Origin of the sequence: Pseudoflavonifractor sp. HCP28S3_F10, assembly GCF_052065415.1 — a bacterium.
GTDB lineage: Bacteria > Bacillota > Clostridia > Oscillospirales > Oscillospiraceae > Pseudoflavonifractor_A.
Window position 1 is genome coordinate 1 of sequence record NZ_JBQHUB010000051.1, and the last position, 8567, is coordinate 8567.

The 8567-nt window shown below is 63.5% G+C and carries 7 protein-coding genes; all 7 read left to right on the top strand.

Annotated features, from left to right (window positions below; all coding sequences use genetic code 11):
• Positions 1 to 218: 218 nt before the first annotated feature.
• The 7 genes from ACTNBZ_RS14045 (at position 219) to pyk (ending at position 8437) form a co-directional block, all read left to right on the top strand.
• On the top strand, positions 219 to 1553 hold the full coding sequence (locus tag ACTNBZ_RS14045; protein ID WP_441210876.1) for a chloride channel protein: 1335 nt from the start codon (positions 219 to 221) through the stop codon (positions 1551 to 1553).
• A gap of 16 nt (positions 1554 to 1569) precedes the next feature.
• Positions 1570 to 2238, top strand: a complete 669-nt coding sequence (gene sdaAB / locus ACTNBZ_RS14050) for an L-serine ammonia-lyase, iron-sulfur-dependent subunit beta (RefSeq protein WP_441210878.1) — start codon at positions 1570 to 1572, stop codon at positions 2236 to 2238.
• Positions 2239 to 2242: 4 nt separating this feature from the next.
• Positions 2243 to 3103, top strand: a complete 861-nt coding sequence (gene sdaAA, locus ACTNBZ_RS14055; RefSeq protein WP_441210880.1) for an L-serine ammonia-lyase, iron-sulfur-dependent, subunit alpha — start codon at positions 2243 to 2245, stop codon at positions 3101 to 3103.
• A 2-nt stretch (positions 3104 to 3105) separates the two neighbouring features.
• The gene (locus tag ACTNBZ_RS14060; RefSeq protein ID WP_441210881.1) at positions 3106 to 4164 is read left to right on the top strand and encodes an acyltransferase; all 1059 of its coding nucleotides are present in this window, start codon (positions 3106 to 3108) and stop codon (positions 4162 to 4164) included.
• A 51-nt stretch (positions 4165 to 4215) separates the two neighbouring features.
• Positions 4216 to 5643, top strand: coding sequence for an MBOAT family O-acyltransferase (locus ACTNBZ_RS14065; protein WP_441210883.1), 1428 nt, complete (start codon positions 4216 to 4218; stop codon positions 5641 to 5643).
• A 10-nt stretch (positions 5644 to 5653) separates the two neighbouring features.
• Entirely contained in the window at positions 5654 to 6862 is a 1209-nt protein-coding gene (locus ACTNBZ_RS14070; protein WP_441210885.1) for a DHHW family protein, read from the top strand.
• A 153-nt stretch (positions 6863 to 7015) separates the two neighbouring features.
• Entirely contained in the window at positions 7016 to 8437 is a 1422-nt protein-coding gene (gene pyk, locus ACTNBZ_RS14075) for a pyruvate kinase (protein WP_441210887.1), read from the top strand.
• The last annotated feature ends 130 nt before the right edge of the window (positions 8438 to 8567 follow it).

Below are 8567 nucleotides of genomic sequence, written 5' to 3' on the forward strand. Positions count from 1 at the left end.
TAGTGATTGCCCTCCCTCTGTAGAAGTTGTGTGGTAACTTCATTCTACCACGGGGAGAGAAATCACTATGGATTTTTTACTCAAGTGTCCAACTTGATTTTACAATCAACCGAAATTTTTCACGAAAAAGCGCAAAAAACTTTTTTACCTTCCCATTCTATATGATATACTAAGGTGGATTCCATCTTATCCCGTCAGATCAAGAGGAGGGGTCTTTCGTGGACCACATCCATTCGCCGCTGTCCGTTCTTCTGGAACAGGGCTCCATGTTTCTCAAATGGCTCGTCTTTTCCTGCGTCATCGGCATTGTGGTAGGCGGCGTGAGCACCGCCTTTTACTACGCCTTCCTGCTTGCCACCCGGGCCCGCTCGGCCTGCCCCTGGCTGATGCTGCTGCTCCCTCTGGGCGGCGTGGCCATCGTGCTGCTCTACCGGCTGTGCGGCATGGAAAAGGACCGGGGCACCAACTTTGTGCTGGTGGCCGTGCGTGAGAACGCCTCCCTCCCCCTGCGCACCGCCCCGCTGGTCTTTCTCTCCACCATCATCACCCACTTTGTGGGCGGCTCCTCCGGCCGGGAGGGGGCCATTCTTCAGATCGGCGGCTCCATCTCCTCCTCCATCGGCCGCTGGATGCGCTTGGACGAGAAGGACAGCCGGGTCATCACCATGTGCGGTATGGCCGCCGCCTTCTCCGCCCTCTTCGGCACCCCCCTGACCGCCGCCATGTTCGCCATGGAGGTGGTGAGCGTGGGCGTCATGTACTATGCCGCCATCGTTCCCTGCGTGCTCTCCGCCCTGACAGGGCTGTGGGTGGCCCAGCTCTTCCATGTGCCGGGCACCGCCTTCTCCCTGACCGGCGTTCCCGATCTGACTCCCTTTGTCCTGCTGCGGGTCATTCTGCTGGGGGTACTCTTCGCCCTGCTGTCCATCCTCTTCTGTAAGATCATGCATGCCGCTTCCCACCTCTACGGAACGTATCTTCCCAACCCCATGGTCCGGGCCGCGGTGGGCGGCGTTCTGGTCATCCTGCTGACCCTGACGGTATGGCTGTGGAACCCCTTTACCTTCGACTACAACGGCGCGGGAGAGGCAATCATCCACGGCGCCATCAGCGGCCATGCACGGCCGGAGGCCTTCCTGCTCAAGATGCTCTTTACCGCGGTAACCCTGGGCGCCGGCTTCAAGGGCGGCGAGATCGTGCCCGTCTTTTTCACCGGCGCCACCTTCGGCTGCGTGGCCGCTCCCTTTCTGGGACTGCACCCCTCCTTCGGCGCGGGGCTGGGCATGGTCAGCGTGTTCTGCGGCGTGACCAACTGCCCCCTTACCTCCCTGTTGCTGGCGCTGGAGCTCTTTGCCGGCGGCAGCGGCGGCATGTTCACCGGCCAGAGCCTGGGACTCTTTGCCGCATCCATTGCCGTTTCGTACATGCTCTCGGGCTACTACGGCCTGTACAGTGAACAGAAGATCCTCTACAGCAAATTCCGGCCCGAGTTTATCAACGCCAAGGCCAACGACCGCCCCGCCCCCCACGGCGGCATCTCCACAGAAAAATGAGGAGGCATTGTGTGCCATGACCATCTTTGATATCATGGGTCCCATCATGGTGGGGCCCTCCAGTTCCCACACGGCGGGCGCGGTCCGCATCGGTCTCATCACCCGCAGGCTGCTGGGCAGCCAGCCCATCGGCGCGGAGCTGACCCTGCACGGCTCCTTTGCCGCCACCGGCAGCGGCCACGGCACCGACCGGGCCCTCATCGCCGGCCTGCTGGGCATGGAGCCGGACGATCCCCGCATCCCCCAGAGCTACGAGCTGGCGGAGGAAGAGAATCTCACCTTCCGTTTCTGCAACGGCGTGCTCAAGGACGCCCACCCCAACTCGGTACAGATCCGGGCCATGGACCGGGACTTCAAGCGTATCACGGTAGTGGCGGCCTCCCTGGGCGGCGGCCGGATCAAGGTGACTTCCATCGATGGGCTCCCCGCGGTCTTTTCCGCCGAGAAAAACACCCTGATCATCCGCCATCAGGACCGGGTGGGGCAGGTGGCCGTCATCGTGGATCTGCTCTCGGCCTGCAATGTGAACATCGCCTCCATGCAGCTCTTCCGCACCGCCCGGGGCGGGGAGGCCATTCTGATTATCGAGAGCGACGATCCCATCGCCCCCGCCGCGGTGGAGATCATTCGTCAGCGGGACGGATTCGAGCGGGTCATTTATCTGGAGACAGGAGGGGCGGAATAAGCCTATGTTCAATTCGGTTGACACCATGATCCAGGTCGCCCTGCGGGAGGAAAAGCCCCTCTGGCGGGTGATCCTGGAGGACGATCTGAAGGACCGGGGCAAGACGGAAAAGTCCTCCCGGGCAAAAATGCTCACCCTGTGGCAGGCCATGGGGGCCGCCGAGCGGGACTACGATCCCTCCCGCCGCTCTCCCAGCGGCCTGGTGGGAGGCGAGGGCGCCAAAATGACCGGGGATGGCGTGGGGCTGTGCAGCCCCTTCCTGCGGGACATCATCTCCACCGCCCTGAAGATGGGGGAGTGCAACGCCTGCATGCGCCGCATCGTGGCCGCCCCCACGGCGGGCTCCTGCGGCGTGCTCCCCGCCGTGCTGCTGCCCATCCAGCGGAAATTCGGCTTTGACGACGACCGGATGACCCAGGCTCTCTACGTGGCCGCCGGTTTCGGCCAGGTCATCGCCGCCCGGGCCTCCATCGCCGGGGCCGAGGGCGGCTGCCAGGCCGAGGTGGGCGCCGCCTCCGGCATGGCGGCGGCGGCCATCGTAGCCCTGCTGGACGGCTCGCCTCATCAGATGGCCCACGCCTGCGCCATGGCCCTGTCCAACGTGCTGGGCCTGGCCTGCGATCCGGTGGCCGGTCTGGTGGAGGTTCCCTGCATCAAGCGCAACGTGATGGGGGCCACCAACGCCCTCGCCTGCGCCGAGATGGCCCTGTCCGGTCTGGAGAGCCAGATCCCCTGTGACGAGGTCATCGACGCCATGGGCGCTGTGGGCGCCAGCCTGCCCGCCGCCCTGCGGGAGACCGGCGAGGGCGGCCTGGCCGCCACTCCCAGCGGCCGCCGGGTGGCCGAGTTCATGCGGGGGCGCTGACCGTGGCCCGGTCTGAAGGGGGCCGGCTGCTCTACGCCGACCTGCTGCGGGTGGCCGCCACCCTGGCGGTGGTCACGCTGCACATCTCCGCCGGCTGGATCGCGTCCGTGCCCGTCACGTCCCAGGCCTGGGCGGTCTTTAACGTGTACGACAGCCTGATGCGCTGGTGCGTCCCTGTGTTTGTCATGCTCTCCGGCATGTTCCTGCTGGACCCCAAGAAAAACGTGAGTCCCGGTTCCCTGCTTCTGCGGCATATCCCCCGCATCGTCATCGCCCTGCTGGTGTGGAGCGCGGTATACGCGGCGGCGGGGCTGCTCAGCGGCGACTTCTCTCTGAACGCCTTCCTTTCCGCGCTCCGGGATGTGCTCTGGGGCAAGCTCCACTATCACCTGTGGTTCCTGCCCATGATCGTGGGGCTCTATCTGGTCACTCCGGTGCTGCGGGCCTTCGTCCGGGGGGCAAGCCGGGGGGATCTCCACTGGTTCTTCCTGCTGGTATTCCTGTTCGCCATGGCGTTTCCCACCCTGCTGGCCCTGCGTCCCAGCCAGACCCTGACCACCTGGCTTGGGCGGCTGAATGTCCGCCTGGTACTGGGCTATGTGGGCTACTACGTGGTGGGGTACTACCTGAAAACCTATACCCTGGGCCGCATCGCCGAGTTCGTGATCTACGCCCTGGGCCTGGGGGGCGCCGCCGTCACGGTGTGGGGCACCGCTCTGCTCTCCCGCCGGGCGGGGGAGTCGGTCTTTGCCCTGTACGACTATTTTGCCCCCAACGTGGCCGCCATGGCGGTGGCCGTGTTCGTGCTCTTCCGCTATGTCCTGAGGGTCAGCGAGGAGCGTTCCCGCCGCCAGCGGGCGGTGGGACTGTCCTCCATCACCTTCGGCATCTACCTGTGCCACGACCTGTTCATCATGCTGCTGCGCCATTTCGGCGTGTCCACGCTGTCCTTTGCCCCGGCGCTGTCGGTGCCCCTGCTCTCCCTGGGGGTCTTTCTGTGCGCGGCGGCGCTGGCCTGGCTGATTTCCAAAATTCCCCTGGCAGGGAGATATCTTACCTAAATCATCGCCCCGGGCGTACTGCGCCCGGGTTTTTGCAAAGGAGTTTCCGCCGTGCTGTTTTCCAGCTCTGTTTTTCTCTTTCTCTTTCTTCCGCTGGTGCTTTTGGGCTACTACGGACTGTGCGCCCCTCTGGGGCGGCTGCGCCGCCCGGCGCAGAACCTGCTGCTGCTGTGCGCTTCCCTGCTCTTTTACGCCTGGGGGGAGCCCTGGTTCGTCCTGGTGATGATGGCCTCCATCCTGGCCAACTACGGCTTCGGCCTGTGGGTGGCTGCCCGGAAGGGCCGGGGCCGCAGCACCCGTCTGCCCATTGTGTGTGCCCTGGTCTGCAATCTGGGGCTGCTCTTCATCTTCAAATACCTGGTCTTTGTCCTGACCCAGCTGAACCGCCTGGGCTTCCAGTTCCTGATCCCCGGCATCCGCCTGCCTCTGGGCATCTCCTTCTTCACCTTCCAGGCCCTCTCCTATGTGCTGGACGTGAACCGGGGCCGGGGCGCGGTTCAGAAAAATCCCCTGAAGGTGGGGCTGTATATCTCCTTCTTCCCCCAGCTCATTGCCGGCCCCATCGTCAAGTACGAGACGGTGGCGGAGGAGATCGACAGCCGGAGGGAGAACTGGGCCGACTTCTCTTCCGGCATATGCCGTTTTCTGGTGGGCCTGGGCAAAAAGATCCTCCTGGCCAACCAGCTGGCGGTCATCGCGGACTTCGCCTATGGCCTGTCCCCCGACCAGCTCTCCACCGGCATGGCCTGGCTGGGCTGCATCTCCTATACGCTTCAGATCTACTTTGATTTCTCCGGTTATTCTGACATGGCCATCGGTCTGGGCCGCATGTTCGGCTTTCACTTTCTGGAGAACTTCAACTACCCCTACCTCTCCACCTCCATCACGGAATTCTGGCGGCGGTGGCACATCTCTCTTTCCACATGGTTCCGGGATTATGTGTATTTCCCCCTGGGGGGCAGCCGGGTAGACTCGGCCGCCAAACACATCCGCAACCTCTTCGTAGTATGGCTCCTCACCGGCGTCTGGCACGGGGCCAACTGGACCTTCCTGTTCTGGGGGCTGTTCTACTTCGTTCTCCTGGTGCTGGAGAAGTACGGCCATCTGGGCCGGCGCTGGCCTACCGCCCTGCGGTGGCTCTACACCATCTTCATGGTCAACCTGGGGTGGGTCTTTTTCCGTGCCGACAGCCTGGGAGCCGCCCTGAGCTATCTGCGGGCCATGTTTACCCCCGCCGCCGGCTGGTGGAACGGCTACGCCACCCTCTTCCTCATGGAGAACCGGTTCGTCCTGCCCGCAGCCGTGGTCTCAGCCTTTCCGGTGGCCCGGTGGGTCTCCCGCCGGGCACAGTCCCTGAGGGGACCGGCCGCCGCGGCCCGGGACGTGATCTATCCCCTGGCTCTGATGGCCCTCTACCTGGTGTGCGCCAGCTTTATCATCAAAGGCACCTACAATCCCTTCATCTATTCCAATTTTTAAGGAGGCCGCCGTGAAACATCGCAAGGAAACCATCACCGCGTTTCTCTTCCTGGCCGCCACCCTGCTGGCCTTCTGCTATGTGGGCTATCTGGCCCTCACCGGGCAGAGCGCGTTCCGGAAGGAACTGGGCCTGCTGCGCCGGGACCCAGGCTATGTCACCGAGTTTGTGAGCACTGCCGAGGGCAAGCTCAACGAGGACCTGGACCGGGAGCACGGCTTCATTCAGCTCTACGGCGGCTTCCAGCGCCTGGCCGGCCGCCGGGTACTGGAGGATGTGGACCTGTCCGCCCGGGTGGTCAAGCTGAAAAACGGAGCGCTGAACTTCGCCTACCTGTCGGTAGAGCCCATCGATATCGCTCCCCAGGCCGGCGCCGTCAACGGCCTGAGCCAGACGCTGGAGGCGCGGGACATTCCCTTCCTCTACGTGGCCGCCCCCCAGAAGATCCCGTCCGGCGCCGACCTGCTCCCCACCGGCCTCCGGGAATACGGCAACGACAACGGTGACCGTCTGCTCGCCGCCCTGGACGAGGCCGGGACCGATACCCTGGACCTGCGTCCCCTGTTCGAGGCCACGGAGGACTACTCCTCCTGGTTCTTCCGCACCGACCATCACTGGAAGCCGGAGGCCGCCTTCCTGGCCTGGCAGCACCTGACCCGGGTACTGGAGGAGGACTACGGCATCACCACCGAACCCCTCTATACCGACGAAAGCCAGTATGACAAGGTCGTCTACGAGGACTGGTTCCTGGGCAGCCAGGGCAAGCGCTGCGGCAGCCTTTACGCCGGAGTGGACGATATCACCGCATATATTCCCCGTTTTGAGACAGACTTTACCTATACCTGTCCCTTCTATGCCATTGACCGCAGCGGCCCCTTTGAGGAGTCCCTTCTCTTCCCGGAGCGGGTGGCAGAGCGCGACTGGTTCAACGGCAATCCCTACACCCTCTATGCCGGCGGCGACTATCCCCAGGCCATCATTGTCAACCACCGGAACCCTGATGGAAAGCGGGTGGTCCTCTTGCGGGAATCCTTTGCCTGCGCCATGACCCCCTTCCTGGCCCTGTCCTGCTCGGAGCTGACCACCATCGACCTGCGCTCCTTCCAGGGAGACCTGCTGGAGACCATTGAGGGGCTCCAGCCCGACCTGGTCATGGTTCTCTATAGCGTCAGTTCCATCGGCAGCGAGCCCCTGTTCCAATTCGGGCTGGAGGCCCCCTGACCCGGTCTTTGTTTGGAAACTTATCATTCAGTTTTTCCGGCCTGCACCCCTTTCTTGTGGCTTTTGCCGCTTCTCCCGCGCCCCGTTTCCCGGTATAATAGGGAATGTAGAACGCAGTACCATGACAGCCGATTTTTATAGGGGGAACCTGTTTTGAAAAAGACGAAAGTAATCTGCACCCTCGGTCCCGCGGTGGATGACGAGGAGATGATCCGCAAGCTGATCGCGGCCGGTATGGACGCCGCGCGGTTCAATTTCTCTCACGGCACCCATGAGAGCCACCGCGCCCAGCTCCTCAAGCTCCGCCGGGTACGGGATGAAATGGGCGTGCCGGTAGCCACCATTCTGGACACCAAGGGCCCTGAGATCCGGGTCAAGGGCTTTGCCCAGGCTCCCGTCCTTCTGGAGCGGGGCCAGACCTTCACCCTCACCACCGACGATATCACCGGCGACAGCAGCCATGTCTCGGTGACCTACGCCAACCTCCATAACGAGGTGGGCCCCGGCTGCCGCATCCTGGTGGACGACGGCCTCATCGAGCTCCACGTCCAGCAGGTGGAGGGCCACGATATCATCTGCCGGGTGGAGAACGGCGGTCCCCTCTCCAGCAACAAGAGCATCAATATCCCCGACGTGCACATCCTGCTCCCCTCCCTCACCGAGAAGGACCGGGACGACCTGCGCTTTGCCGCGGAGAACGATTTTGACTTCGTGGCCGCCTCCTTTGTCCGCAAGGCCAGCGACGTTGAGGACATCCGCGCCTGCCTGCACGAGTGCGGCGGCGACCACATCCGCATCATCGCCAAGATCGAGAACCGGGAGGGCGTGGACAATCTGGACGCCATCATTGCCGCCGCCGACGGCATCATGGTGGCCCGGGGCGACCTGGGCGTGGAGATCCCCGCCCACGAGGTGCCCATCCTCCAGAAGAAGATGATCAAGGCCGCCTCCAAAAAGGGCATCCCGGTCATCACCGCCACCCAGATGCTGGACTCCATGATCCGCAATCCCCGCCCCACCCGGGCCGAGGTGTCCGACGTGGCCAACGCCGTGTTTGACGGCACCTCCTGCGTGATGCTCTCCGGCGAGACTGCCTCCGGCAAATACCCGGTGGAGGCGCTGGAGACCATGATCGACACGGTCACCGCCGCCGAGGACGCCATCGATTACTGGGGCCGCTTCCGGGACCGCTATATGACCATCGGCAACACCACCGATATCAACGACGCCATCTCCCACTCCTGCTGCCTCACCGCCATGGATCTGAACGCAGCCGCCATCCTGGCCCCCACCAAGTCGGGCTATACCGCCCGGGTCATCGCCCGCTACCGTCCCGCCTGCCCCATCCTGGCTGTCTGTCAAGACGAGCGCAGCCGCCGCCAGCTCTCGCTGGTTTGGGGCGTTCACACCTACCTCACCGGCGTGGTGGACTCCACCGACCGTCTGTTCTCCATGGCTGTGGAAGTCACCCGGGGCGGCGGCGCTGTCCAGAACGGGGACACCGTGGTCATCACCGCCGGTATCCCCATCGGCCAGTCCGGCTCCACCAATCTCATCAAGGCTCAGAAGGTATAAAAGAAGCTCCCCGCACGGTTGAAGTGACCCCGAAAAGTTAGACAATATTTCGAAGCAAAAATTGTTCAAGCAACCGAAAGGGCTTGTTGTCTGTGAAGAGCAGGCGGCAAGCCCTTTAGCTTCGCCTTGA